This is a genomic window from Streptomyces sp. SudanB5_2050, assembly GCF_964272335.1.
Classification (GTDB): Bacteria; Actinomycetota; Actinomycetes; order Streptomycetales; family Streptomycetaceae; genus Streptomyces; species Streptomyces rochei.
Genome location: NZ_OZ186760.1, coordinates 3,596,342 through 3,620,213, shown reverse-complemented (window position 1 = coordinate 3,620,213; position 23,872 = coordinate 3,596,342). Strand labels below are relative to the sequence as shown.

The window sequence follows — 23,872 nt, the reverse complement described above, 5'->3', positions numbered from 1 at the left end:
GGGCCGGCGGTCACCAGCCGCCTTCGCCGGGCACCAGCCGCCCGGCCTTGCGGTACTCACGGCGGGCGCCCTCCAGGAGGTCGCCCGCCGTCACGTGGTCCCCGCGCCCGGCGGCCAGGTAGGCGGCGGTCACCACCGCGCTGCGGATCGAACCGCCGGCCAGCTCGAAGTCCCGGGCCAGCGGCGCCGGATCGATGCCCTCGGCGGACGGCACGTGGGTCAGGCCGTGCCGCCACAGGGCCAGCCGCTGCTCCGCGTCCGGGAACGGGAAGTCCACCACCAGGTCCAGGCGGCGGGTGAACGCCTCGTCGATGTTGGCCCGGAGGTTGGTGGTGAGCAGGGCGATGCCGTCGAAGGACTCCAGCCGCTGGAGCAGATAGGCGCTCTCCATGTTGGCGTACTTGTCGTGCGCGTCCTTGACCTCGGACCGCTTGCCGAAGACCGCGTCGGCCTCGTCGAAGAGGAGCACGGCGTCGGTGCGGTCGGCCTCGGTGAAGATCCGCTCCAGGTTCTTCTCGGTCTCGCCGACGTACTTGTCGACGATCGACGACAACTGGACGACGTAGAGGTCCAGGCCCAGGTCGGCCGCGACCACCTCGGCCGACAGGGTCTTGCCGGTGCCGGACTCGCCCGCGAACAGGCCGAGGACGCCCCGCCCGCGCCCGCCGCCCGCGCTGAGCCGCCAGTCGCCGAGGACCCGGTCGCGGTGCCGGGCGCGCAGCGCCAGTTCCCGCAGCTGGGTGAGGGGCTTGTCGGGCAGGACCAGATCGGTCCAGTCGACGGCGGGCCGGATGCGGCGGGCGTGGCTCTCCAGACCGGACGCGGACTGGCGGCGGGCGGCGAGCCGGACGTGGGCGGCGGTGACCGGGCCGCCGTCGAAGGCGGCGAGGGCGCGGGCGGCCTCGGCGGCCCGCCGGACGCGGTCGCCGCCGAGGCGGTACGGGGCGACGGTGGCGGCCAGGTCGAAGCCGTCGGCGTCCGGGCCCAGCGCGGCCCGCCAGGCGGACGCCCCGCCGGCCCGGCGGCCCGGGGCCTCCAGCACCAGCGGGTCGTGCGGCGACCAGTGCGGGTCGTAGGGGCGCGGGTCCGTGATCAGCACGGTCACGTCGCTCGCCGCGGTCAGCGCCCGTACCAGCGGGCCGGGCTGCTCGGGCAGACCCGGCACGACGACCGCCCGGCCGCCGAGTCGCGCCTCGCGCAGCAGCTCGGGCACATGCTCCCCGGGGTCCGGGCAGTGCAGCGCGTCGAGGCCCGCGAGGCGCAGCGCGGCGGCGACGGCGGCCAGGCCGTCGCCCTCCCGCTGCTCCCGCAGGTGGACGGTGTGCGGGCCGGCCAGGAGGCGGGCGGCGAGCCGGTGCGCGAACTCCTCGGCGGCCGGGTCGGCGGGCAGCGGCTCCGGCATCGGGAGCAGACGGCCGAGCAGCGCCGCGTCCGGGGCGTCGTCACCGAGGAGGTGGCCGGTCAGCCGGTCGGGGACGCGCAGCGAACGGGTCAGGAACGGGCGCTCCGGCTCCTCGACCTCCAGCAGACCGAGGCCGAGCAGGGGTGCCGAGGGGTGCAGGCGGGCGCGGGCCGCCGCCGTGTGCGGGGGTACGGCGCACAGTTCGAGGGCGAGACCGACGGTGGCCCGGCGCCGGCTGACGTCGTCGTTGAGGTAGCCGTAGAGCGGTTCGAAGGTGCGGTCGACGTCGGGGGCGAGGGCGACGAGCAGCACGGCGACGTCCAGCTCGGTCAGGCCCGTCCGGCCGGCCAGCGACGCCAGCCGGTCGGGTGCCGGCCCGGACCGGTCCGCGCCGGGGGCGGGGCCGGCGGCGGCGTCGCCGGCGGCCGGGGGCCGCCAGGTGCGCAGCAGGTGGCGTACCGCCTCGTCGGACAGGTAGAGGCCCCGCAGCGGGTCGTCGGCGGTGGGATCTCCGGCGGCCCGCTGCTCCACCAGGGCGGTCACCCGCTCCCGCACCGCGGCGAGCCGGGCGAGCAGGGCGTGGGCGTGGGCGGGGGCGCCGGGGGACTCCCGCACAGCGCCGGGGGACCCGTCACCGTGCGGGAGGTCCACGCCCGGCCGTTCACCGTGAGGGGCGTCGGCGGAGGCGGCGGGCGGGGCGCTCACCGCGGGTCCGCGGGGCGGGCGGCCCGGGTCCCGCGGGCGGCGGCGCGGGCGGCACGGGCGGCGGCGACCTGATGGGGCCGGTGGGAGCGCCCGACGGGCTCCGCCGTGTCGTCGGCCAGGTCGCGCACCCGGACCGTGGCGCCCTCGGTGACCGGCGGCCCCGCGTCGTACTCCGGGAAGGCCGGGAAGGGCGCGGTCACCACCAGGTCCAGGGACGGCTTGAGTTCGCCGCCCAGCGCGGACCAGATCTCGGCGAGCGAACGGGACTCCGTCTGGATGCCGGCCACCGTCAGCGGCACCGACAGGCCCAGCTCCCCCAGGGAGCCCGGTAGTTCGGCGGGCGGCAGCAGCTCGCGGGGCAGCAGGGTGGCGAGGACGGCGGACAGCAGCCGGTGTTCGTCCTGCGGCGTCTTCGTCCACGCCGTCACCAGGTACGACAACCGGAACCAGCGCGGTGGCTGGCGGCGCCGCACCACGATGTCGTCCTGGTCGCGCACCGCCATCTGACCGCGCTGCCGCCGGGCCACGTCCTCCCGGATGTCGTACAGGTAGGCGTTGACCGAGGGGGCGTTGCGGCGGGCCGCCCAGTCCCGGGTCGGTGCCTCGAAGGACACGTCGATGCCCGAACCCGCCAACGCGCCGCCGCCGAGGAGGCGCTTGAGGACCTCGTCCACCTCGTGGATCACGCTCGCGCTCCCGCCCTGCCCACCGTGTGCCGTCCTGACCGGACGCCGTCCGTCCCGATCGTGCCCCGGGGCGCGACCGGCCCGCAGGCGCGCCGGGGACGGCGGCCGGGCAGGGCGGCGTGCCCCCGCGACCCCAAGGGGCCGCCCTCGATTGCCCGTTCGGTCAGATGTAGCCTTCCCGCAGGGCATAGGCCACGGCGTGCGCGCGATTGCGCAGATGGAGCCGCGTGGTGAGTCCGTGCATGACGTTCTTGACGGTGCGTTCGGAGTAGGACAACTTGCCGGCGATCTCACCGGTGTCGAGACCCTCGGCGACCAGCCGCAGGACGTCCACCTCGCGCGGCGCGAGACCCAGCGAGGGGGCGCCCGGGCGGCCCGCCGCGCCCCGGTGCAGGGTGCCCACCTGGCTGATGAGCCGTCCGATCAGATCGGCGGGCAGGTCACCGTCGCCGCGGGCGGCGGCCAGCACCGCCTGCACCAGCCGGTGGGCGGTGGCCTCGTGGCGCCAGACGATGGCACCGACCCCGCACTCGACGACGTCCAGCAGTTCGTTCTCGCGGATCGCGCCGACCACGAGCACGGCGCGCGCGCCCTCACTGCGCACGATCCGCCGCAGCCGGGTGAGCGCCTGCTCGTCCAGCGCGTCCTCGATGAGCAGGGCCACCGTGCCGGGGCCGGACTCCTCGCGCAGGTCGATCTCCGGATGCCGGCGCAACTGGCTGACCGCGCCCTCGCGGCTGATCGGGTCCGGAGCGGACACCGCCACCGGGACGCGCGTGCCGGTGACACCGGTGGTCCGGCCGGTGCCGAGAGCGGTCGAGGTGGTGGCCCGGGGTGAGTTGAGCAACCGTTTCCCCCCTGTTCACGTGCCCGCCGTTCGGCACTGGCCGATGGCGGATGAGCGTGTTCCACACTTCTGTGACTGCTGGGACCGCGCAATCGTGGAGCACCACGAGGTACACCACGAGACCACGGCCGAAGCCGCCACCGGCGTGGTCCGGAGGGGCGTTTGGGCAGGTCGGGGAGGGTTCGCGCAAGGGGGCGCGAGAGCGTGGCCGCCGGTGCGCGCCACCGTGAGCCTCGCCACAGCGGCCGTCCGGCCCACGGAAGACCCGTGCCGCGCGTGGGCCACCTCACACCACCCTCGTCGGCATTCGTACGTCTCACAGACCGGGGGAGCACCATCCACCACAGGAGGCACCCGATGACCGGACCGCTCCGTGAACGCGACGACGCCCAGGCGCTGCTGGCGGCCGAGACCGAGCGCGCCCGGGCCGGCACGGGTGGCTTCGTCCTGCTGCGCGGCGCCACCGGGACCGGACGGACCGCCCTGCTGGAGAGCGCCGTCGAGCACGCCGCGGACCGCGGACTGCGGGTGCTGCGCGCGCGCTGCTCACCCGAGGACACCTCGGTGCCCCTCGCCGCGATCCTGCAACTCCTCGGTCCGGTCCCGGACTTCACCGACCTCGCGCCGGGCGGCGACGACCGGGGCAGCGCGGCCCGGCTGTGGCGGCTGCTGCGGTCGTACGCGGACGAGGGGCCGCTGCTGGTGGCCGTCGACGACGTCCACCTGGCCGACGACCCCTCGCGGCGCTGGCTGTTGGAGGCGGCGCGGCGGCTGGACCGATTACCGGTACTGCTGGTGGTCACCGAGCGCAGCCAGTACGACATCGAGCCGCGGCCGGCCGGGCTGACCCAGGCACTGTCGCCCTCCCTCGTGCGCACCCACACCCTCGCCCCGCTGGGCGACGCGGCGGCCGCCCGGATCGTCCGGGAGGCGTTCCCGGGGGCCGGGCCGCGCTGGACCGCCCAGTGCGTGCGGGCCGGTGCCGGCAGTCCGCTGCTGCTGCACGCCCTCCTGGACGACCTGGGCGGCGTCCCGTACCCGCACGGCGGTGCCGCCGACGCGGTGCCGCCGCTGCCCGCCACCTGCGCCGAGCTGTATCCCGGGAGCTACCCGGCCGCCGTCTCCTGGTGGCTGAACAGCGCCGGCCCCGAGACGGCCGACGTGGCCCGCTGCCTGGCCGCACTGGAACAGGCCTGGCCCACGGGCCCGGACCCCGATCCGACGGGGCCGGCGACCGGGGCGACGGACCACCCGACGGCCACCCCGGACCCGGTCGGTCCGCCCGTCGGTGGGGGTGCCGAGGGCCGTACGGGTCCGTCCGCAGGGGCGGGCGCCGGTGCCGGCAACGACGCGGTCGCCGGGTCGAGTTCCGGTGTTGGGGACGGTGTGTTCGTCGGGGCGGGTTCCGGTGGCGAGGACGGTGTGTTCGTCGGGGCGGATGCGGCTGGTCAGGGCGGGCTGTTCGCCGGGGGCGGCATCCTGGGCGGGCGGTCCGGGCCGCCCGCCGACGCGGACGCCGGTGGCCGCGACCGGGCGTCAGGCGGGGCGGTCGCCTGCGGCCCGGGTGGCCCGGATGGTCCGTCCGCCGGTGTGGACCCCGGTGACCCCGGTGACCCCGTCGACCTGCTCGCCGAGGCGGCCGGGGCCGACCCCGCCCGGGTCGCCGGGTGGCTCGCCGCCATGACACGGCTCGGGCTGTTGCGGCGGGACGCCTCCGGCCGCCCCCGCTACGCCCACCCGCTGCTGCGCGACGCCGTGCTCACCGGCTGGCCCCGGCCCCGACGGGAGGCCGCGCACCGGGCGGCGGCGGAGGCGTCGCTGCGCCGCGGCGGCCGGGTCGAGGCGGTCGCCCGGCACCTGCTGCGCACGCCGGCCGTCGGCCTGCCCTGGGCGCTGCGCGTGCTGCGGGACGCCGTCACGGTCGCGGTGCACGACGCCCGGCCCGCCGACGCCGTCGCCTACCTGCGCCGGGCGCTGGACGAGCCGCTCGCCGACGACCTGCGGCAGCGGCTGCTGACCGAACTGGGCTCCCTGGAGTACGCGTCGGCCGACGCCCCCGCCGCCATCGCCCGCCTCGCCGAGGCCCAGCATCTGCCGGCCGACCCCCGCAACCGGGTCCGCACGGCCGTCGCCCTCGGCACCGCCCTCGCGGCCCGCGGCGAGATCCGTACGGCCATGGACGTACTGCGCCGCACGGAGGGCCGGCTGGCCGGACACCCGGGCCTCACCCGCACCGTGCAGGCCGCCGGCGCGCTGCTGTCCGACGAGGACCTGGCGACGCGTCAGGAGGTGTACCGGTGGCTGTGCGAGACCGGGGAGCGCTCCCCGGAGGTGCTGGGCACCGCGGGCCAGGCGCTGCTGGTGCGGTACGGGGCGACCGCCGGGCTGATCTCGGCCCGGGAGGCGATGACCCGCGTACGGGCCCTGCTGGCGCAGCCCGGCGACCCGCTGGCGGAGCCGTTCCTGCTGGGGACGGCCGCCGCGGTCGCCCAGTGGGCCGACGAACTCGACGAGGCGGAACGGCTCGTCGAGCGGGGGCTCGCCGGACAGCACCCCGCGCTCCTGCACCCGATGCAGCACGCGCTGCTCAACACCCGTGCCGACATCGCCGCGGCCCGCGGCGACCACGCCCGCCTGCTCCCCGGCGGCCCGCGCACCGGCGCCGCGGCCTCCCGCACCGGCCCCACCAACCGGGACGCGCACGCCCTGATGGCGCTCGTCCACACCGGGCGGACCGAGGCGGCCGGCCGGTTCGCGGACGCCTTCGACCTGCGCCGGGCACCGGAGTCCTGGGAGCTGAACCGCTTCCTGTACGCACGGGGCGTGCAGCGGGCCGCCGCCGGGGACAGGGTGGGAGCGCTCCACGACTTCCTGGAGTGCGGGCGGCGGCAGGCGGCCCGCGACGTCGTCAGCCCCGTCGTCACGCCGTGGCGGACGGCGGTCGCCGAGTGCCGTCTGGCGCTGGGCGGCGGCCAGGAGGCGCTGGCCCTGGCGACGGAGGAACTGCGGCTGGCCCGGGTGTGGAACACCCCGCGCACGGTGGGCCGCGCCCTGCGCGTGCTGGGCACCGCGACCGGTGGGCGGCGCGGCCTGAAGCTGGCCGAGGACGCCGTACGGACCCTGCGGGACGCGCCCGTGGACACCGGCATGGAGCTGACCGAGGCGCTGCTCGCCCAGGGGCGCCAACTCCTCGCCGCCGGGGAACGCGGCCGTGCCCGGGACCGTCTGCGCGAGGCGGCGGAACTGGCCGAGCGCAAGGGCGCCGTACGGCTGCTCGCCCTGGCCGGGCAGGCCCTGCGCGACAGCGGCGCCCGGAGCCCGGCGACCGCCCAGAGCGGCTCCGGGGCGCTGACCGGCAGCGAGCGCCGGATCGCGGAGCTGGCCGCCGCCGGCCGCACCAACACCGAGATCGCCGACCTGCTGCATCTGGCCCGGCGCACCGTGGAGACCCACCTGACGAGCACCTACCGGAAGCTGCGCATACGCCGCCGCACCGAACTCCCGGCCGCCCTGGGTCCCCGTCCGCCCGGCCGCGCCTGACGCGGAACCCCGACGCACCGGCCGGACCCGTCGCCCGTCGCCCGGCGCCCGTCCTCCGCACGCGCCCGCCCGCCGGGTCACGGTCGCCGGCGGATCACGGGGTGCGCAGCAGGCGTCCGATCTCCAGTTGCTCGCGCTCCAGCGGGTCGCCGTCCTCGACGTTCCACAGGCAGTTCTGCAGCACGCGGCCGAGGGTCCAGGCGCGGGCCCGCTCCCGGTCGAGGCCCAGGACGTCGGTCAGGGCGTCGAAACGCCAGCGGGTCTCGCCGGGCTCGTAGCGGTTGTCCAGGGCCGGCAGCAGGTCGAAGGCGGGGTCGCCGGCCAGCGGCTTGGGGTCGATGGCGAGCCATGCGGCGCGCTCGGAGCCCAGGACGTTCTCGTAGTGCAGGTCCCAGTGGAGCAGCCGGTCGCCGGGCTCGTCCACGACCTCCCGTACGGCGGCCGCGCAGTCGGCGATCAGGCGCCGGTCCGCCGGGTCGGGGACGTGCTCCAGGACCCGGGGCGTCCGCTCCAGCATGCCCCGCGCGATGTCGCCGAGGTGGCGCAGGCCGGGCGGCGCGGGGGTCGCGGTGAGGTGGGCGAGCAGCCGGGCGACGACCAGGGCCGCCTCGCGGGAGTCCGCGACGTGGGCGAGCGTGCGCGTCGGGTCCAGCCGCTCCAGCAGCATGGTGCCGGTGGCCGGGTCGTGGTCCAGCAGCCGCACGGCGCCGTCGCCGTCCCACAGGCGCAGGGCGACGGGCTCGCCCTCGGTCTCCGCGTCCAGGATCTGGAGCTTGAGCGCGGCCGGGGTGCCGTCGCCGGCCACCACGGGCAGCACGAGCGCCGCCCAGCCGTGCATGGCGGACCCGTCGAGGCGCAGCCCCCAGCGGTCCAGGAAGCCGGCCGCCAGCTCGGGCAGCGCGTCGATGAAGGCGCGGCCCGCCGCACCGTTGTACTTGGCCTGCGAGGCGGCGAGCGCGTCCGGTACGTCGATCACATGGGCCGACGCTACCGGCGCCCGGCGCCCGGGTCACGCGGTTTCCGGGGCCGCGACCGGCGCCCCGGGCCCGGGAATTCGACGGAATCCGAAGCAGACAACCCGCGCTCACCAGGGCTAACGTCGGGCCATGAGCAGCCCGGGCAGCGGTGTGGTGAACGGCGGCATCTCCTACTGGTACGCGGACGACGGACTGCCGGCGACGGTCCGGGAACCGCTCGCCGGTGACACGTCGGCGGACGTGGTGATCGTCGGCGGTGGATACACGGGCCTGTGGACGGCCTACTACCTCAAGAAGGCCGCGCCCTTCCTGCGGATCACCGTCCTGGAGCAGAGGTTCTGCGGCTACGGGGCCTCCGGCCGCAACGGCGGCTGGCTCTACAACGGCGTGGCGGGCCGCGACCGGTACGCGAGCCTCCACGGCCACGAGGCGGCCGTGCGCCTCCAGCGGGCGATGAACGACACCGTCGACGAGGTGATCCGCGTCGCCGCGGCCGAGGACATCGACGCCGACATCCACCGGGGCGGCGTGCTCGAAGTGGCGTGCACGCCGGCGCAGGCGGCCCGGCTGAAGGCGTTCCACGAGGCGGAGCTGGCCTTCGGCGAGAAGGACCGGGAACTGTACGGGGCGCGGGAGACGGCCGAGCGGATCAGGGTGGCCGGCGCGGTCGGCTCCACCTGGACGCCGCACGGCGCCCGCCTGCACCCGGTGAAGCTGGTCAAGGGCCTGGCGGCGGCCGTCGAACGCCTCGGCGTGCGCGTCCACGAGTCGACGCCGGTCACGGAGATCGGCCCCCGCCGCGCGGTCACCCCGTACGGCACCGTCCGCGCGTCCCACGTCCTGCGCTGCACCGAGGGATTCACCGCCTCCCTCAAGGGCCAGCGGCGCACCTGGCTGCCCATGAACTCCTCGATGATCGCCACCGAGCCGCTCACCGACGAGCAGTGGGAGTCGGTCGGCTGGGCGGGCCGCGAGACCCTCGGCGACATGGCACACGCCTACATGTACGCCCAGCGCACCGCGGACGGCCGGATCGCGCTGGGCGGACGCGGGGTGCCGTACCGCTTCGGCTCCCGCACCGACAACGACGGCACCACGCAGCCGGCGACCGTCGAGGCGCTGCGCGAGATCCTGGTCCGCTTCTTCCCCGCCCTCGCCGGACTGCGGATCGAGCACGCCTGGTCGGGCGTCCTGGGCGTGCCCCGCGACTGGTGCGCCACCGTCACCCTGGACCGCTCGACGGGCCTCGGCTGGGCGGGCGGCTACGTCGGCTCCGGCGTCGCCACCGCCAACCTCGCCGCCCGCACCCTGTGCGACCTGGTCCTGCACGACTCGGGCCAGGGCGGACGCACCGACCTCACCGACCTGCCCTGGGTCAACCACCGGGTGCGCCGCTGGGAGCCGGAGCCGCTGCGCTGGCTCGGGGTGCGGGGCATGTACGCCGTCTACCGCGAGGCCGACCGGCGCGAGCAGGCGACGCACCGCGCCGACTCCTCCCGGCTGGCGCGGATCGCGGACCGGGTGGCCGGCCGGGGCTGACACACGCCGACCACGCCGCGCACCCGCGGCGGAACGTCGCGGGGCCCCGCGGAGAGCCGCGGGGCCCCGCCCCCTAGGCCACCGGTTCCGGCACCGGCCGGTCGGCCGGGGTGCCGTGCTTCGGGGCCTTCGCCGTCACCATCAGGCCCGCGACCAGGCCCGCCAGCAGCATGATGCCGGCGGCCAGCCAGATGGCGACCGTGTAGCCGTGGACGATCCCCTCCCGGACGACCTGTTCCCTGCGGGTCGGGTCGGTGAGGTGGGAGGTGATCCAGGAGGCGCTGGTGCTGGTCGCGACGGTGTTGAGCAGCGCCGTGCCGATGGAGCCGCCCACCTGCTGCGAGGTGTTGACCGTCGCCGAGGTCACGCCGGAGTCCTGCGGGGCGACCCCGGCGGTCGCGGTGGAGAAGACCGGCATGAAGGTCAGTCCCATGCCCAGGCCCATCAGGATCAGCGCCGGCAGGATCTCCGAGGCGTACGCGGAGTCCACGGTCATCTGCGTGAGGATCACCATGCCGCCGGAGGCGAGCAGCATGCCGGGCACCATCAGCATCCGCGGGCCCACGTGGCGCAGCAGCCGGGCCGAGATCTGGGTGGAGCCGATGACGATCGCGGCGGTCATCGGCAGGAACGCCAGCCCCGTCTTCACCGGGGAGTAGCCCAGGATGACCTGGAGGTAGTAGGTCATGAACAGGAACAGCCCGAACATGCCGATGACGGCCAGCATCATGGTCAGGAAGCACCCGGCGCGGTTGCGGTCGCGGATGATGTGCAGCGGCAGCAGCGGGCTCGGGGCGCGGGTCTGCCACCACACGAAGACCGCGAGCAGGACGACGCCCGCGGCGAACAGCGCCAGCACCAGCGGATCGGTCCAGCCGCGCGGCTGCGCCTCGCTGAACCCGTAGACCAGGGCGACCAGGCCGCCGCAGCCCAGCACCACGCCGGGCACGTCCAGGCGGGCGCCGGTGTGGCCCGGGCGGTCGTGCAGCAGCGCGAAGGCGCCGATCACCGCGATCACGGCGATGGGGATGTTGACGTACAGGCACCAGCGCCAGTTCAGGTACTCGGTGAGCACGCCGCCGACGATGAAGCCGACCGCGGCACCGCTGCCGGCCAGCGCGCCGTAGATGCCGAACGCCTTCCCGCGTTCCCTCGGGTCGGTGAAGGTCGTCGTCAGCAGGGACAGCGCGGACGGGGCGAGGACCGCGGCGAAGACACCCTGGAGGGCTCGGGCGCCGAACAGCATCGCCGGTGTGGTGGCGGCGCCGCCGAACGCGGAGGCGGCGGCGAAGCCGATCAGCCCGATGACGAAGGTGCGTTTGCGGCCCACGAGGTCCGCGACGCGCCCGCCGAGCAGCAGCAGCCCGCCGAAGGCGAGGGTGTAGGCGGTGATCACCCACTGGCGGTTGCCGTCGGACATGCCCAGGTCGCGCTGGGCCGAGGGCAGCGCGATGTTCACGATGGTCGCGTCCAGGACGACCATCAGCTGGGCCAGGGCGATGACCACCAGCCCCCACCAGCGGCGGGGATCGGCCTGGCCGGGTGCGGCCGACTCGCCTGTCCGGGTGGCACTCATCTGGCCAGAAGACCACGGATCGGGACGGACCGCATCATTTCGTCGGGTGGGTGCGGCCGGTGCCGGTCACGGTTCCAGGACCACCTTCCCGGTCGTCCGCCGCGTCTCCAGCGCGCGGTGCGCCGCGGCGGCGCGGGCGAGCGGGAAGCGCTGCACGGCCGGGGTGAGGCGGCCCGCTGCGGCCTCGGCGAGGGCGCGCAGTTCGAGGGTGCGCAGGGGGTTCTCGCCACCGGCCCGCTCCATCATCACGGGGCCCAGCACCTGCTGGGAGACGCCGTCGACGAGGTACGGGGCACCGTCGCGCAGACCCTCGCCCGACCAGCCGAAGACCAGGTGCCGACCGCCGGGCGCGAGCAGGGCGACGGCCTCGCGGGCGACGTCACCGCCGACGCCGTCGAAGACGACGGTGGCGGTGTCACCGCCCAGGTGGCCGCGGACCTCGGCCGGCCACCGCGGGTCCGTGTAGTCGACGGCGAGATCGGCGCCGTTCGCGGCGACCCGGGCGACCTTCTCCGGGCCGCCGGCGAGGCCGATCACCGTGGCGCCGGCGTGCTTCGCGTACTGCACGAGCAGCGTGCCGATGCCGCCGGCCGCGGCCGGGACCACGGCCACGGAGCCGGGGCCGAGGTCGGCGAACTGCAGGATGCCCATGGCCGTGCGCCCGGTGCCGATCATGGCGACGGCCTCGGCGAAGCCCAGGTCGGCCGGGATCTCGTGCACGCGGGCGGCGTCGGCGACGGCGCGTTCGGCGTAGCCGCCCGGGGCGAAGCCGAGGTGGACGACGACCCTCCGGCCCAGCCACCGCGCGGGCGTGCCCTCCCCGAGGCCGTCGACGACGCCGGCGACCTCGCGGCCGGGGATCGTGGGCAGTGCGGGCAGCTCGGGCGAGGGTCCCCGGAAGCCCTCGCGCAGCGCGGTGTCCAGGAGGTGGACGCCCGCCGCCCGGACGGCGATCGAGACCTGGCCGGGGCCCGGCCGCGGGTCGTTGACCTCGTCCAGGGTGAGGTTCTCGGCCGGGCCGAAGGTGTGCAGACGGATGGCGCGCATGGATACCCCGCATGTCGGACGGGCCCGGGGCCCGGTGGGCCGGATCGGACGGAAAGGACCTGCGCGCCCCACTCAACGACCTCAAGCCTGCTCGAGGTCAAGCTCGCGCCTGCCGAGGGCCAGCGACACCGCCGTCAGCGCGCTGTTGAACGACACCTCCGACAGCAGCCCCGGCGCGGCGACCTGGTCACCGGCGAGGTAGACCCCGTCACCGCGGTCGACCGACGGCCGGTCCCGCCAGGTGGTGCCCGGCAGGTCGACGGCACCGGTACGGCCGTTCGCGACCGCTTCCCGGCGCCAGGTCGTCCGGTCGCGCCAGCCCGGGAAACCGAGGTCGAGCAACTCCTCGGCACGGGCCGTGCCGTCGGCCTTCGACTCGTCGGGCGCGAGGGGGATCTGCCCCTGGATCAGCTGCTCGCCCGCGGGCGCCAGGGTGCGGTCCTGCGCCGTGAACCGCTCGATCCAGCCCGGCGCGTCCAGGTCGGAGACCGCGAAGGCGTCACCGCGCCGGGTCCGCACGGCGAGGTCGACCAGTGCGGTGCGCCCGCTCGGCCAGGTCAGCGAGGCGTCCCCCAGGAGACTGCGGGCGGCGTCCAGGGAGGTGGCCACGACCACCGGGGTGTCGGTCGGAACGGTGTCCACGCGGGACAGGGTCTCCACCCGGACCCCGAGATTCCACGCCAGGGCGGCCATCCGGTCGATCACCCCGGACCAGCCGCCGCGCGGGTAGTGCGCCTCCGGCGGCAGCTTGGCGGCCCGGCGCAGCCGCTCCTGCACGAAGGCGGCGGAGAGCGAACCGGGGTCGTGGTGGAAGAGGGCGACCGCGCTGTAGTGGGCGGCGGCCCGCGCGCCCTCGTCGCCGGCGATCCCGGTCGCCCAGGTCAGGAAGTCGGTGTCCACGGGCGCCCGCCCCGCGCCGCGGCGCAGCAGCTTGAGCATGGCGAAGGGCGGGGTGCGGCGCAGTACGCCCTTGTGGCGCAGCCGCAGCCGGGCCCCCTCCAGCGGCGGGATCGGCGCGAGCGGCCCGATCAGGTCGCGCTGCCTGAGCCACGCCCAGTGCGGGCCGCCGTTGTAGAGGGCGTGCGGGCCTTCGTTGGTCCGGTAGGGGCCGTCGGCCGTGCGGGCCCGTCCGCCGAGTGTGTGGTGGGCCTCGTGGACGGTGACCCTGGCGCCCGCCTCGGCGGCGGTGATGGCCGCGGTGAGTCCGGCGAAGCCGCCGCCGATGACGGTGATGCGATGCATGGCTGTGGTTCTCCCTCGGGTCGGGGTCGCCTTGCGTGGTGCCTGTCTGCGAGTACGACGTAGCCGGGCGCGCGGAATGTGACATGCGGCCCGAGCGGGGCGTCGGCGCGGGTCGGGGGATTGTCAGTGGCGGGGTGCAGCATGGGGGCATGGCGAGGAGCGCGACGAGCGGCGGCAGGGGTGCGGGGCGGGGCCCGGCGGCGGTGCGGGCGGCGCGCCGCCCCGAGGTGCGGCTGCCGCCGCTGGAGCCGTGGGACGGCGGGGAGCTGGAGCCCGACGGGGACTACGACGGGCTGGAGTTCCGGGACGCGGACTTCGCCGGCCAGGACGGCGCGGGCGCCCGCTTCATGGACTGCGCGCTGACGGGCTGCGCGCTGGACGAGGTGTCGATGCCCCGGGCCCGGCTGCTCGACTCCGTCCTCACCGGCGTCCGGGGCGTCGGCACGGACCTCGCCGAGGCGACCCTGCGCGACGTGGAGCTGCACGACGCCCGCCTGGGCGGCACCCAGCTGCACGGCGCCGTGCTGGAGCGGGTCCTGATCAGGGGCGGCAAGATCGATTACCTGAATCTGCGCCGGTCCCGGCTGAAGGACGTCGTCTTCGAGGGCTGTGTCCTCGTCGAGCCGGATTTCGGCGGCGCCCGCCTGGAGCGGGTCGCCTTCGTGGGCTGCGCCCTGAAGGAGGCGGACTTCAGCGCGGCGACCCTCACCGACGTCGACCTGCGCGGCGCCGCCCCCCTGGAGCTGGCCCGGGGCGTGGACCGGCTCTCCGGGGCGGTGGTCAGCCCGGCCCAGCTGCTGGACCTGGCCCCCGTGCTGGCCGCGCAGCTGGGGATGCGGGTGCTGGCGGAGGAGTAGTCCGGCTCCGGCCGGGCCCGGTCCGGTCGCTCACGCGAGGCGCGGGAAGCGGGCCTGGAGGGTCCAGATCGCCGGGTTGTCCGCCAGTTCCTCGTGCATGTCGGTGAGGTCGGCGATCAGGTCGTGCAGGAAGTCCCGCGCCTCCCGGCGCAGTTCGGCGTGGGAGAAGGAGAGCGGGGGCTCGCTCGCCGGCAGCCACTCCGCCTCGATGTCGACCCAGCCGAAGCGGCGCTCGAAGAGCAGGCGGTCGCTGGACTCGGTGAAGTCCAGCTCCGCCCGCTGCGGCCGGGAGGCCCGGGAGCCCGCCGGGTCCCGGTCGACGCGCTCCACGATGTCGCAGAGAGCCCAGGCGAAGTCGAGCACCGGCACCCATCCCCAGGCTGTGGACAGTTCCCGGTCCGCCTCGGTGTCGGCGAGGTACACGTCCCCGCAGAACAGGTCGTGTCGCAGGGCACGGACGTCCGCGTGCCGGTAGTCCGTCTGCGGCGGGTCCGGGAAGCGGGTGGAGAGGGCGTAGCCGATGTCGAGCACGCAGGTGATGGTGTCATGCGGCGCGCCCGGCGCGCCGTCGCGGGCCGCCCGCGCGGTGGGGCGGCGCGGGCTCACGGGCTGTCGGGCCGGCCGTCCCCGTACAGCCAGTCGTCCCAGATCCCGGTGAAGTCCTCGTCGGGCGCCGACTTCTCCACGTAGGCGGTGAAGTCCTCGGTGTCGGCGTTGCCGTGGCGGTGCGCGGCGGCCCAGCCCCGCAGCAGATCCCGGAACGCCTCGTCACCGACCGTCCGGCGGATCTGGTGCAGGACCATCGCGCCGCGCTGGTAGACGGGGCTCGCCGAGATGTGTTCCGCGTCGGGCGGCTCCGCGGGCGGGAACGCCCAGATCGAGTCGTTCGCGTCCTCGTCGTCGTAGTAGGTGCCGTCGTAGAGCGCGTCGAAGGTCTCCTGGGCGGTGTCGCCGCCCTGGTCCTCCTCCCACAGCCACTCGGCGTAGGTGGCGAAGCCCTCGTTGAGCCACATGTCCCGCCAGGTCTTCGGACTGACGGAGTTCCCGTACCACTGGTGCGCCAGTTCGTGCACCAGCAGGACGGTGTCGGGGGCGCCGGGGAAGTAGGGCCTGTTCTGCGTCTCCAGGGCGTACCCGGCGTCCTCCACCCGGTCGACGATCGCACCGGTGGAGGAGAAGGGATACGGGCCGAAGTTCTCCCCGGCCCACTCCATGACCTCGGGAATCCGCCCCAGCACCTCGCGGCTCGCCTCGGCCTGCCGCGGGTCGACGGCCGTGTACACCGGCAGTCCGTCGTCGGTGGTGGAGCGTGCGGTCTCCCACTCTCCGACGGCGACCGTCACGACGTGGCTCGCCATCGGCTCGGCGACGTGCCAGGTGGAGGTCGTACGGCCGTCGCGGGTCGACTCGCCCGTCAGCTCGCCGTTGGAGACGGCCCCGAGCCCTTCGGGCACGGTCACCTTCAGGTCGTAGGTCGCCTTGTCGGAGGGGTGGTGGCTGCCGGGGAACCAGGCCATCGAGCCCGTCGGCTGCCCCAGCCCGACCGCGCCGTCGGCGGTGGGCAGCCAGCCCTCCTCCGAGTCGTCGGGGTCGGTGATCGTCACCGGGTCGCCGGAGTAGCGGACCGTCACCCGGAAGGTCTCCCCGTCGTGCAGCTCGTCGGCCGGGCGGACGGTCAGCTCCTGGCCGGCCCGGTTGAAGCGGGCCTCTCTGCCCTCGACGGTGACCTGCTCGACGTCCAGGCCCTCGAGGTCCAGATGGAAGGCGGACAGGTCCTGGCTCGCACGGGCGGTGATCGTCGCCGTTCCGCTCAGGTGCTCCTCGTCGGGGTCGTAGGCCAGCGACAGGTCGTAGTGGCCGATGTCGTAGCCGCCGTTGCCCGCCTTGGGGAAGTACGGATCGCGCACGCCCGCGGCGCCGGGGGTGCCGTCGACCGCGCCGCCGCCACTGCACGCCGTGAGGGCGAGGGCGGTGGCGGCGGCCAGGAGCAGACGGGTGGTGCGCACGTCGTGATCCTATGAGGCGTTTCACGTGAAACGCCCGTTGGGACCGGCCGCGGGGGCCGCGAGCGGGCTCGGGGCCCCGGCACGGCCCTAGTTCAGCGCCTCGGCGCCCGCCTGCGCGAACTTCTCGTCCAGGGTGCCGGACGGCGCCCCCGCCACACCGATGCCGGCGATCGGCGCCTTGCCCGACGTGACCGGGACACCGCCGCCCAGGAACAGGGTGCCGGGGATGTCCTTCAGGTTCGGGGCGTCCTTCAGACGGCCCGCCAGCTCCGTCGTGGTGGCGTTCCAGGAGACTGCGGTGAACGCCTTCTTCACGGCCGACTCGTAGGACTGCGGGCCGGCGCCGTCACCGCGCATGGTGAGGATCGTGTTGCCGTTGCGGTCGACGACCGCGACCGTGATCCGCTGGCCTTCCTTCTTGGCGGCCTTCAGCGCCGCCTGCGCGGCCTCGGTCGCGGCGTCGATCGTCAGATGCGTGGAGGTGGTGGTGTCCCGCTTGCCGGCCTCGGCGGCGGCGGGAGCGGCGGCGACCGCGGCGTCCGGGGCGGAGGCGTTCGCGGCCACCGTGCCGAAGGTGCCCGCGGCGACCGCGGCGAGCACGGCGCCGCCGGTGGCGATACGGGCGCGGCGGGAGAGGGTCTTCTTCATGGGTGTCTGCTCCTCGGGTGGGGGCGGGCTTCCGTCTGCTCTCCACCCTCCGCCCGGCACCGGGGGTGCGCGGTCGCCGTTCCGGCTGCTCGTCGGCGATGGTTCGGGCGACGGCGGGGTCGTCCGATCGGCTGACCCGCCGACCCTCCCGAAGGGTCATCATGGAGGTGTTCGCGCAGCTCAGCGTCGCCTTGCGGCACCTTGGAGGAGAGCGCGGGCGGAAGCGACGGCGCGTCAGGAGGCGGGCACCGGATGACCAAGCCGTACGACGCGGACAGCCGATGGCTCGGCGCCGTGATGCACGCGGCGTTCTTCCTCCTGCTCGGCGGCGCCCTCGCCCGCTTCCTGCTGCGTCACCCCGGCGAGCCCCGCACCCCGTGGATCCTCGCCCTGTCCCTCGTCCTCGCCCTGCTGCACCTGCTCGGTCCCGTCCTCAGCGGCCCCGGGCCGTCCGACCCCGGTGCCCGGCCCGCCCGGCGGCGCCTGGCCTGGCTGGGGCTCGTGGTCGCGGTGTGGATGGTGCTGGTCGTGCTCGCGCCCAGCTTCGCCTGGTGCGCGGTCCCCCTCTTCTACACCGGCCTGCGCACCCTGCCGGCCAGGGCGGCGCTCGTGCTGGTGACCGTCCTGACGCTGTTCGTCGTCGCCGCGCAGCTGCGGCTCGCCGGGGGCTTCGACCCGAACCTGCTGCTCGCGCCGCCCGCCGTCGCCGCGATCGCCGCCGCCGTGTTCCTGCACACCGAGCGGCAGGCCGCCCGGCAGCGCGCCCTGATCGACGATCTGATCCGCACCCGCCGGGAACTCGCCGCCTCCGAGCGCCGCGAGGGCACCCTCGCCGAACGGCAGCGGCTGTCCATGGAGATCCACGACACCCTCGCCCAGGGGCTGTCCAGCCAGCGGATGCTGCTCCAGGCCGCCGAGCGGGTCTGGGAGAGCGACCCGGACAAGGCCCGCACCCACGTCCGGGGCGCCGCCTCCGTCGCCGAGCACAATCTCACCGAGGCCCGCCGCTTCGTCCACGACCTCGCCCCCGCCGACCTCGCCCGCGGCGGCGGCCTGGACGCGGCGCTGCGCGCCCTGGCCGCGCGGGAGTCCGGCGACCACCTCACCGTGCGCGTCCACGTCGAGGACGGCGGCCGGGCCCCGCTGCTGCCCGACCGGGTCCAGTCCGCCCTGCTGCGCATCGCCCAGGGCGCCCTGGCCAACGTCCGGGAACACGCGGGCGCCGCCACCGCGGCCCTGACCCTCACCGTCCTCGACGACCAGGCCGTCCTGGACGTCACCGACGACGGGCACGGTTTCGACCCGGCGGCGCTCCCCGACGCCGGTTCCGGGGTGCGCGGCCACGGACTGCCCGCGATGCGCGCGCGGCTGCGCCAGCTGGGCGGCACCCTGACCGTCGAGTCGACGCCGGGCGAGGGCACCGTGCTGTCCGCCGCCGTCCCCCTGGAAGCGCCCGGCACCGACCGGCCCGACCGGCGGAAGGCACCCCGATGACGCTTCGGCCGTCCGGCAGGAGGCACCCCGATGAGCGCTTCGGCCGTCCGGCGGCAGGCACTCCGATGACCGTTTCCGCCGACCCGCAGGAGGCACCCCGATGACCCACCCGGCAGACGGCGCGAGCGCCCCCGTCCGCATCCTGGTCTGCGACGACCACGTCGTCGTACGGGCCGGGCTGCTGGCCCTGCTCGACAGTGCTCCCGGCATCGAGGTGGCCGGTGAGGCGGGCACCGGCGAGGAGGCGCTGGCGCTCGCGGCGAGGCTGGCCCCGGACGTGGTGCTGATGGACCTTCAGCTCGGCGCGGGCATCGACGGCGTGGAGGCCACCCGCCGCCTCACCGCCGCCCCGGCCCCGGGCTCCGGCCGCGTCCCGCACGTCCTGGTGCTGACCACGTACGACACCGACGCCGACATCACCCGCGCCATCGAGGCCGGAGCGACCGGGTACCTGCTGAAGGCCGAACGCCCCGAGGAGCTGTTCGCCGCCATCCACGCCGCCGCCCAGGGCCGCACCACGCTGTCCGGGCCGGTCGCCGGCCGGGTCATGGCCAACATGCGCAGCCCGCGCCCCACCCTCACCGACCGCGAACGCGACATCCTGGCCCAGCTCGCCACCGGCCTCGGCAACCGGGAGATCGCGCGCGCCCTGTTCATCAGCGAGGCGACGGTGAAGACACACCTGCGCCGCATCTACGACAAGCTGGGCGTCGACACCCGCGCGGGCGCGGTCGCGGTGGCGAAGGAACAGCGCCTGCTGCCCTGAGAACCCCGCGGCGGCGGCACCCGCGCCTCCAGGGCACGGGAACTCCCCGAGCCACCCGGCCGCGCGGACTCCCGAGCCCCCCCGCGGGGGAGCTCCCGAGCCCGCCCGGCCGCGGAAACGCCGAAGGCCCCCCGGCCGGACGTCCGGGGAGCCTTCGTACGGAGAACGCGCGGGCGAACGTCAGACGTTCACGCCGAAGTCCTGGGCGATGCCCACGAGGCCCGAGGCGTAGCCCTGGCCGACGGCGCGGAACTTCCACTCGGCGCCGTTGCGGTACAGCTCGCCGAAGACCATGGCGGTCTCGGTGGCGGCGTCCTCGGACAGGTCGTAGCGGGCGATCTCGGCGCCGCCGGCCTGGTTGACGATGCGGATGTAGGCGTTGCGCACCTGGCCGAAGTTCTGCGAGCGGTTCTCGGCGTCGTAGATCGAGACCGGGAAGACGATCTTGTCGATGTCGGCCGGGAGGGCGGCGAGGTTGACGTTGATCGCCTCGTCGTCGCCGGCGCCCTCGCCGGTGCGGTTGTCACCGGTGTGGACGATGGTGTTGTCCGGCGTCTGCTTGTTGTTGAAGAAGACGAAGTGGGCGTCGGAGTAGACCTTGCCCTGCGTGTTCACCGCGATCGCCGAGGCGTCGAGGTCGAAGTCGGTGCCGGTCGTGGTACGGACGTCCCAGCCGAGGCCCACGGTGACTTCGGTCAGGCCCGGAGCCTCCTTGGTGAGCGAGACGTTGCCACCCTTGGACAGGCTTACAGCCATTGTTGGGAGTCCCTTCCCTCGTTTACGTACGGCAAGAAAGTACAGCTACCCCCATGAACGACGAGAGGGGTCCGCAAGGTTCCAGCTCGCTTTACTTTCTTTACCGAGAGCGGAACCACGATATTGGGGTGACGTGGACCGTGCGGGGACGGGAACATGGACGGCATGTCCGGTCCCCATGTCATCCGCGGTTCCGTCTCCCTGCCCGAGGCGGAGCTGGTCTGGCGTTTCTCGCGCTCCTCGGGGCCGGGCGGGCAGCACGTCAACACCACCGACACGGCCGTGGAGCTGCGTTTCGACCTGGCCCGGACCGAGGCCCTGCCCGAGGTCTGGAAGCGGCGGGCGCTGGAGCGGCTGGCCGGCCGGCTGACCGACGGGATCGTGACCGTCCGCGCCTCCGAGCACCGCTCCCAGTGGCGCAACCGCGAGACCGCCGCCGTGCGCCTGGCGGCCCTGCTCGCCGAGGCCACCGCGCCCCCGCCCAAGCCCCGCAGACCCACCCGCATACCGCGCGGCATCAACGAACGCCGGCTGCGGGAGAAGAAGCAGCGCGCGGAGACCAAGCGGGGCCGCTCCCCGAGGAACTGGGACTAGGTCCCGGACCGGCCCAGCTCCAGCACGCCCACCGTCTGTCCCCCGCTCGTCTCCCCGTCGGTCCCGAAGCCCAGCCCCCGGTAGAAGCCCTCGGGGCCGTCCGGGCCCGGGTGCCAGGTCACGTAGCACCGCTCGCCGCCGCGGCGCCCGATCTCCGCGGCCACCGACTGCACGGCGAAGCGCCCGTACCCCCGGCCCTGCTCCTCCGCGGCGATGTTCAGGCGCCACAGTCCCGAGCGGCGCACGCTGCCGTCCCCGTACCAGTCGATGTCGAAGAAGGCCATGAGGAAGCCGACGGGACGGTCCCCGTCGAGGATCAGGCGGGGCCACGCGACGCCGGGGTGGAGATACGCCTCGGCGAGGGAGGTCGTCACCGGTTCGACGGCGTGCTCCTGGTCGGGGCGGACCCGAATGCCGGTGGCGGCCTCGAAATTGGCGGGGGTGATCTCTTCGAGGCGGAGTCCGGTGCGGGTCGTCATGCGCGCACCCTAAGCGGGCCGCGCGCGACCGGGCGAGCCGATTTGCGCTCAGCCCAACTGCCGGTAACGCCCCCGGAAGTAGGCCAGCGGCCCGCCGTCCGCGCTCGGCAGCGAGGCGGTCAGGACGCGGCCGATCACCAGGGTGTGGTCCCCGGCGGTGACGCGCTGCTCGGTGCGGCACTCCAGGGTGGCCAGCGCCCCGCCCACCAGGGGGGCGCCGGTGGCCTCGCCCCGCCGGTAGGGGATGTCGGCGAAGAGGAGCCGGTCGCTGACGCGGCCCTTCATGGCGAAGCGGCCCGCGATGTGCCGCTGGCTGCCGGACAGGACGGAGACCGCCCACAGGGGCTGCTCGTCCAGCAGGTCGTCCATGCGGGAGCCCGTGCGCAGGCTGACCAGGACCAGCGGCGGGTCCAGGGACACCGACATGAAGGCGGTCGCCGTCATCCCGACGTCCTCGCCGCTCGGCGCCAGCGGGTCGTCCGGGTCCAGCGGCGGCTCCTGCGCGGTGACCAGGACCACGCCCGAGGCCAGCCGGGACATGGCGGCGCGGAACTCCTCGTTGCTCACCCCCTCAGCATGCCCGGCGAGGGGCGACGGGAACGGGAGCGCGGGGGACGCGGGAGACGTGAGGGAAGGAGTGTTCGGCACACCTTCACGCTAATCGCCGGGTCCGGGGCGCGGCATCGGGCCCCGGCCCGAGGCGGGACCTAGGACCACAGAAGGAGCCGACGCGGCACCCGCACACGTCCGAAGCATTTGCGTTCAGAAAACGCACGGGTGAAACGCGGAAACACCACGCAATTGTTCATCTTCGCCTGTGACTTGAGTCACAAGGAGCGGTAATTGTTGACCCTGTGTACCGAGTGGGCAGCGCGCTGTGATTCAGTGGCGGGGAACTGGAAGGGCACCATCAGTAAAGGCGCCAAGGCAACCCTTGATTCGCTGCGAGGTCTCGGGGGGAGGGCGAGCATGGAGACCGAGTCGGAGCCCTACGTCCGTCTTGCGTCCCTGCGGCAGCTGCACCAGGTCATGGCCGACATGAACAAGGCCCGCAGCCTGGCCGACACCCTGCAGGCCGTCGCCGACGGCGTCGTCCAGGCCCTCGGGTACGAGCTGGCGTGCGTCAACCTGGTCCGTCCCGACGGCGATCTCGTCGTCGCCGCCTTCTCCGGGAACCAGGCCGCCGAGGCCCTCATCACCGGCCGGGCGGGCTCCCGCGAGTCCTGGGACCGCCGGCTGAACATGGGCGAGCAGTGGGGTGACCTGATCTTCATACCCCACACCGAGGGCTGGGTCCTCGACGACGACGACGTCCCGCAGTGGTACACCGACGGGCCCGCGCCCCGCTTCGAGGACGAGTGGCATCCCTCGGACCGGCTCTTCGCCCCGATGTACGCGCCCGGTCCGCAGGGCGGCGGCAACAGCGGCGAGCTGATCGGCGTCCTGTCCGTGGACCGCCCGCGCAACGGCCGCCGTCCCGGCGCCTGGGGCCGCGAGGCTTTGCAGATGTACGCGTTCCAGGCCGCCATCGCGATCAGCAACGCCCGGCTCCGCTCCAACATGCAGCGCGCCCTGGTCCGCCTGGAGCGCGACCAGCAGGCGCTCAGGGCCAGCGAGGAGAGCTTCCGCCAGGCCTTCGAGTACGCCCCCTCCGGCATGGCCATCGCCGAGATGGGCGGCGACCAGCACGGCCGCATCCTGCGCACCAACGACGCCCTGTGCCGCCTGCTGGGCCGCCCCGCCTCCGCGATGCGCCGCTACGCCTTCTCCGATCTCGTCCACCCCGAGGACATCGGCACCCTGCTGCGCACCTCCGCCGAGGGCGGCCGGGCCGAGCTGCGCCTGGGCCGCCGCGACGGCACCTACGTCTGGGTCTCGCTGCGCAACTCCGTCGTCGCCGACGCCGCCGACGGGCCCCGCTTCCTGCTCACCCACGTCGAGGACATAGAGGAACGCAAGCGCCGCGAGCTCCAGCTCGCCCACCGCGCCTCCCACGACTCCCTCACCGGCCTGCCCAACAGCGCCGAGCTGCGCTCCCGGCTCGCCGCCCGGCTGTGCAGGCGCCCGCAGTCGCCGCACGCGGGCGTGGTGGACGCCATGGACGCCGCCTACGGGGACTCCGCCGTCTTCGACTCCGGCGGCCACACCTTCGACTTCGGGGCGGCGGGCGCCGAGCCGTACGGCGCCTACGACCACCATGTGCACGCCGTGGCACCCCCCGACGGCCGCGACGACGGCACCAAGGGGCTCGCGGTCCTCTTCTGCGACCTGGACGGCTTCAAGTCGATCAACGACCGGTTCGGGCACAACGCCGGTGACGCCGTCCTCATCGAGGTCGCCCGCCGGCTCAGCGGCGGTGTGCGCGACGGCGACACCGTGGCCCGGCTCGGCGGCGACGAGTTCGTGATCCTCGCCAACGGGCTCGGCCGGGCCGACGCCCAGGACCTCGCCGTGCGCCTGCGCAACGAGATCATCCAGCCGATCCGGGCCGAGGGACGGGCCGTCCGGGTGGGCGCCAGCTTCGGCATCGGATGGGCCCACTGCGGCATGACGGCGGACGAAGTCCTGAAGTCCGCTGACGAACGGATGTACGTCGAGAAACGATCTCGTCCCAAACAGCACCGACGGGCCGGATGATCACCAGGTCAGAGCGCTGATGCGGTCTGAGTCACCCTTTCGGGTCAGTGCGAGCGGGTAGGCTCGCCCTCTCA

At 74.9% G+C, this 23,872-nt stretch carries 20 protein-coding genes; 7 read left to right on the top strand and 13 right to left on the bottom strand.

Annotated elements, in window-relative coordinates:
• Positions 1 to 10: 10 nt before the first annotated feature.
• The 3 genes from ACFZP7_RS16040 to ACFZP7_RS16030 all read right to left on the bottom strand — a co-directional run bounded on the left by ACFZP7_RS16040 (position 11) and on the right by ACFZP7_RS16030 (position 3,640).
• Entirely contained in the window at positions 11 to 2,017 is a 2,007-nt protein-coding gene (locus tag ACFZP7_RS16040) for an ATP-binding protein (RefSeq protein WP_385638460.1), read from the bottom strand.
• Positions 2,018 to 2,103: 86 nt separating this feature from the next.
• On the bottom strand, positions 2,104 to 2,793 hold the full coding sequence (locus ACFZP7_RS16035) for a DUF4255 domain-containing protein (protein WP_019326679.1): 690 nt from the start codon (positions 2,791 to 2,793) through the stop codon (positions 2,104 to 2,106).
• A 163-nt stretch (positions 2,794 to 2,956) separates the two neighbouring features.
• Positions 2,957 to 3,640, bottom strand: coding sequence for a LuxR C-terminal-related transcriptional regulator (locus tag ACFZP7_RS16030; RefSeq protein ID WP_086875593.1), 684 nt, complete (start codon positions 3,638 to 3,640; stop codon positions 2,957 to 2,959).
• Between the two features lie 357 nt (positions 3,641 to 3,997).
• Here ACFZP7_RS16030 and ACFZP7_RS16025 point away from each other — a divergent pair, with 357 nt between their 5' ends.
• Positions 3,998 to 7,180 carry an AAA family ATPase gene (locus tag ACFZP7_RS16025; protein WP_385634664.1) on the top strand — a complete coding sequence of 1,061 codons (3,183 nt, stop codon included), beginning with the start codon at positions 3,998 to 4,000 and terminating at the stop codon, positions 7,178 to 7,180.
• A gap of 94 nt (positions 7,181 to 7,274) precedes the next feature.
• On the opposite strand, the gene ACFZP7_RS16020 is transcribed toward ACFZP7_RS16025, so the two are convergent.
• Positions 7,275 to 8,156, bottom strand: a complete 882-nt coding sequence (locus ACFZP7_RS16020; RefSeq protein ID WP_385634663.1) for an aminoglycoside phosphotransferase family protein — start codon at positions 8,154 to 8,156, stop codon at positions 7,275 to 7,277.
• Positions 8,157 to 8,286: 130 nt separating this feature from the next.
• On the opposite strand from ACFZP7_RS16020, the gene ACFZP7_RS16015 reads away from it, so the two are divergent.
• A complete protein-coding gene (locus ACFZP7_RS16015; protein WP_062131665.1) occupies positions 8,287 to 9,696 on the top strand; it encodes an FAD-binding oxidoreductase in 1,410 nt (469 codons plus the stop codon).
• 73 nt (positions 9,697 to 9,769) lie between these two features.
• On the opposite strand, the gene ACFZP7_RS16010 is transcribed toward ACFZP7_RS16015, so the two are convergent.
• The 3 genes from ACFZP7_RS16010 to ACFZP7_RS16000 all read right to left on the bottom strand — a co-directional run bounded on the left by ACFZP7_RS16010 (position 9,770) and on the right by ACFZP7_RS16000 (position 13,561).
• The gene (locus ACFZP7_RS16010) at positions 9,770 to 11,272 is read right to left on the bottom strand and encodes an MFS transporter (protein WP_029393631.1); all 1,503 of its coding nucleotides are present in this window, start codon (positions 11,270 to 11,272) and stop codon (positions 9,770 to 9,772) included.
• A 66-nt stretch (positions 11,273 to 11,338) separates the two neighbouring features.
• A complete protein-coding gene (locus ACFZP7_RS16005; protein WP_385634662.1) occupies positions 11,339 to 12,319 on the bottom strand; it encodes a zinc-binding dehydrogenase in 981 nt (326 codons plus the stop codon).
• A gap of 81 nt (positions 12,320 to 12,400) precedes the next feature.
• Positions 12,401 to 13,561, bottom strand: coding sequence for an NAD(P)-binding protein (locus ACFZP7_RS16000; protein ID WP_385634661.1), 1,161 nt, complete (start codon positions 13,559 to 13,561; stop codon positions 12,401 to 12,403).
• Positions 13,562 to 13,710: 149 nt separating this feature from the next.
• On the opposite strand from ACFZP7_RS16000, the gene ACFZP7_RS15995 reads away from it, so the two are divergent.
• Positions 13,711 to 14,418 carry a pentapeptide repeat-containing protein gene (locus ACFZP7_RS15995; protein WP_185906824.1) on the top strand — a complete coding sequence of 236 codons (708 nt, stop codon included), beginning with the start codon at positions 13,711 to 13,713 and terminating at the stop codon, positions 14,416 to 14,418.
• Positions 14,419 to 14,448: 30 nt separating this feature from the next.
• Here ACFZP7_RS15995 and ACFZP7_RS15990 read toward each other — a convergent pair whose 3' ends face one another.
• From ACFZP7_RS15990 to ACFZP7_RS15980, 3 genes are all read right to left on the bottom strand, one after another.
• Positions 14,449 to 14,949, bottom strand: coding sequence for a hypothetical protein (locus ACFZP7_RS15990; protein ID WP_029393630.1), 501 nt, complete (start codon positions 14,947 to 14,949; stop codon positions 14,449 to 14,451).
• 71 nt (positions 14,950 to 15,020) lie between these two features.
• Positions 15,021 to 16,424, bottom strand: a complete 1,404-nt coding sequence (locus ACFZP7_RS15985; protein WP_270890830.1) for a M1 family metallopeptidase — start codon at positions 16,422 to 16,424, stop codon at positions 15,021 to 15,023.
• An 87-nt stretch (positions 16,425 to 16,511) separates the two neighbouring features.
• Positions 16,512 to 17,072, bottom strand: coding sequence for a heme-binding protein (locus tag ACFZP7_RS15980; protein ID WP_019326667.1), 561 nt, complete (start codon positions 17,070 to 17,072; stop codon positions 16,512 to 16,514).
• Between the two features lie 252 nt (positions 17,073 to 17,324).
• Here ACFZP7_RS15980 and ACFZP7_RS15975 point away from each other — a divergent pair, with 252 nt between their 5' ends.
• Positions 17,325 to 18,566: a sensor histidine kinase gene (locus ACFZP7_RS15975; RefSeq protein ID WP_031016170.1), complete on the top strand. Its 1,242-nt coding sequence runs from the start codon at positions 17,325 to 17,327 to the stop codon at positions 18,564 to 18,566.
• Between the two features lie 100 nt (positions 18,567 to 18,666).
• Positions 18,667 to 19,332 carry a response regulator transcription factor gene (locus tag ACFZP7_RS15970; protein WP_030978762.1) on the top strand — a complete coding sequence of 222 codons (666 nt, stop codon included), beginning with the start codon at positions 18,667 to 18,669 and terminating at the stop codon, positions 19,330 to 19,332.
• A 180-nt stretch (positions 19,333 to 19,512) separates the two neighbouring features.
• Here the strand turns inward: ACFZP7_RS15970 and ACFZP7_RS15965 are convergent, their stop codons facing one another.
• Complete coding sequence (locus ACFZP7_RS15965) at positions 19,513 to 20,088, bottom strand: TerD family protein (protein ID WP_019326664.1); 576 nt, start codon at positions 20,086 to 20,088, stop codon at positions 19,513 to 19,515.
• 156 nt (positions 20,089 to 20,244) lie between these two features.
• Here ACFZP7_RS15965 and arfB point away from each other — a divergent pair, with 156 nt between their 5' ends.
• Positions 20,245 to 20,682, top strand: a complete 438-nt coding sequence (gene arfB / locus ACFZP7_RS15960) for an alternative ribosome rescue aminoacyl-tRNA hydrolase ArfB (RefSeq protein ID WP_019326663.1) — start codon at positions 20,245 to 20,247, stop codon at positions 20,680 to 20,682.
• Here arfB and ACFZP7_RS15955 read toward each other — a convergent pair.
• On the bottom strand, positions 20,679 to 21,161 hold the full coding sequence (locus ACFZP7_RS15955) for a GNAT family N-acetyltransferase (RefSeq protein ID WP_385634660.1): 483 nt from the start codon (positions 21,159 to 21,161) through the stop codon (positions 20,679 to 20,681). The genes arfB and ACFZP7_RS15955 overlap by 4 nt on opposite strands.
• Positions 21,162 to 21,209: 48 nt before the next feature.
• Positions 21,210 to 21,809, bottom strand: coding sequence for a flavin reductase family protein (locus ACFZP7_RS15950; protein ID WP_125774295.1), 600 nt, complete (start codon positions 21,807 to 21,809; stop codon positions 21,210 to 21,212).
• A gap of 321 nt (positions 21,810 to 22,130) precedes the next feature.
• Between ACFZP7_RS15950 and cdgB the strand changes: the two genes are divergently transcribed.
• Positions 22,131 to 23,798, top strand: a complete 1,668-nt coding sequence (gene cdgB, locus ACFZP7_RS15945) for a diguanylate cyclase CdgB (protein WP_019326660.1) — start codon at positions 22,131 to 22,133, stop codon at positions 23,796 to 23,798.
• Positions 23,799 to 23,872 lie beyond the last annotated feature (74 nt).

Coding starts and splice junctions, on each gene's coding strand:
- ACFZP7_RS15965 (WP_019326664.1), bottom strand. CDS start 20,088: ATGGCTGTAAGCCTGTCCAAGGGTGGCAACGTCTCGCTCACCAAGGAG.
- ACFZP7_RS16025 (WP_385634664.1), top strand. CDS start 3,998: ATGACCGGACCGCTCCGTGAACGCGACGACGCCCAGGCGCTGCTGGCG.
- ACFZP7_RS15980 (WP_019326667.1), bottom strand. CDS start 17,072: ATGAAGAAGACCCTCTCCCGCCGCGCCCGTATCGCCACCGGCGGCGCC.
- cdgB (WP_019326660.1), top strand. CDS start 22,131: ATGGAGACCGAGTCGGAGCCCTACGTCCGTCTTGCGTCCCTGCGGCAG.
- ACFZP7_RS16015 (WP_062131665.1), top strand. CDS start 8,287: ATGAGCAGCCCGGGCAGCGGTGTGGTGAACGGCGGCATCTCCTACTGG.
- arfB (WP_019326663.1), top strand. CDS start 20,245: ATGGACGGCATGTCCGGTCCCCATGTCATCCGCGGTTCCGTCTCCCTG.
- ACFZP7_RS15995 (WP_185906824.1), top strand. CDS start 13,711: ATGGCGAGGAGCGCGACGAGCGGCGGCAGGGGTGCGGGGCGGGGCCCG.
- ACFZP7_RS16005 (WP_385634662.1), bottom strand. CDS start 12,319: ATGCGCGCCATCCGTCTGCACACCTTCGGCCCGGCCGAGAACCTCACC.
- ACFZP7_RS15970 (WP_030978762.1), top strand. CDS start 18,667: ATGACCCACCCGGCAGACGGCGCGAGCGCCCCCGTCCGCATCCTGGTC.
- ACFZP7_RS15975 (WP_031016170.1), top strand. CDS start 17,325: ATGACCAAGCCGTACGACGCGGACAGCCGATGGCTCGGCGCCGTGATG.
- ACFZP7_RS16010 (WP_029393631.1), bottom strand. CDS start 11,272: ATGAGTGCCACCCGGACAGGCGAGTCGGCCGCACCCGGCCAGGCCGAT.
- ACFZP7_RS16000 (WP_385634661.1), bottom strand. CDS start 13,561: ATGCATCGCATCACCGTCATCGGCGGCGGCTTCGCCGGACTCACCGCG.
- ACFZP7_RS15955 (WP_385634660.1), bottom strand. CDS start 21,161: ATGACGACCCGCACCGGACTCCGCCTCGAAGAGATCACCCCCGCCAAT.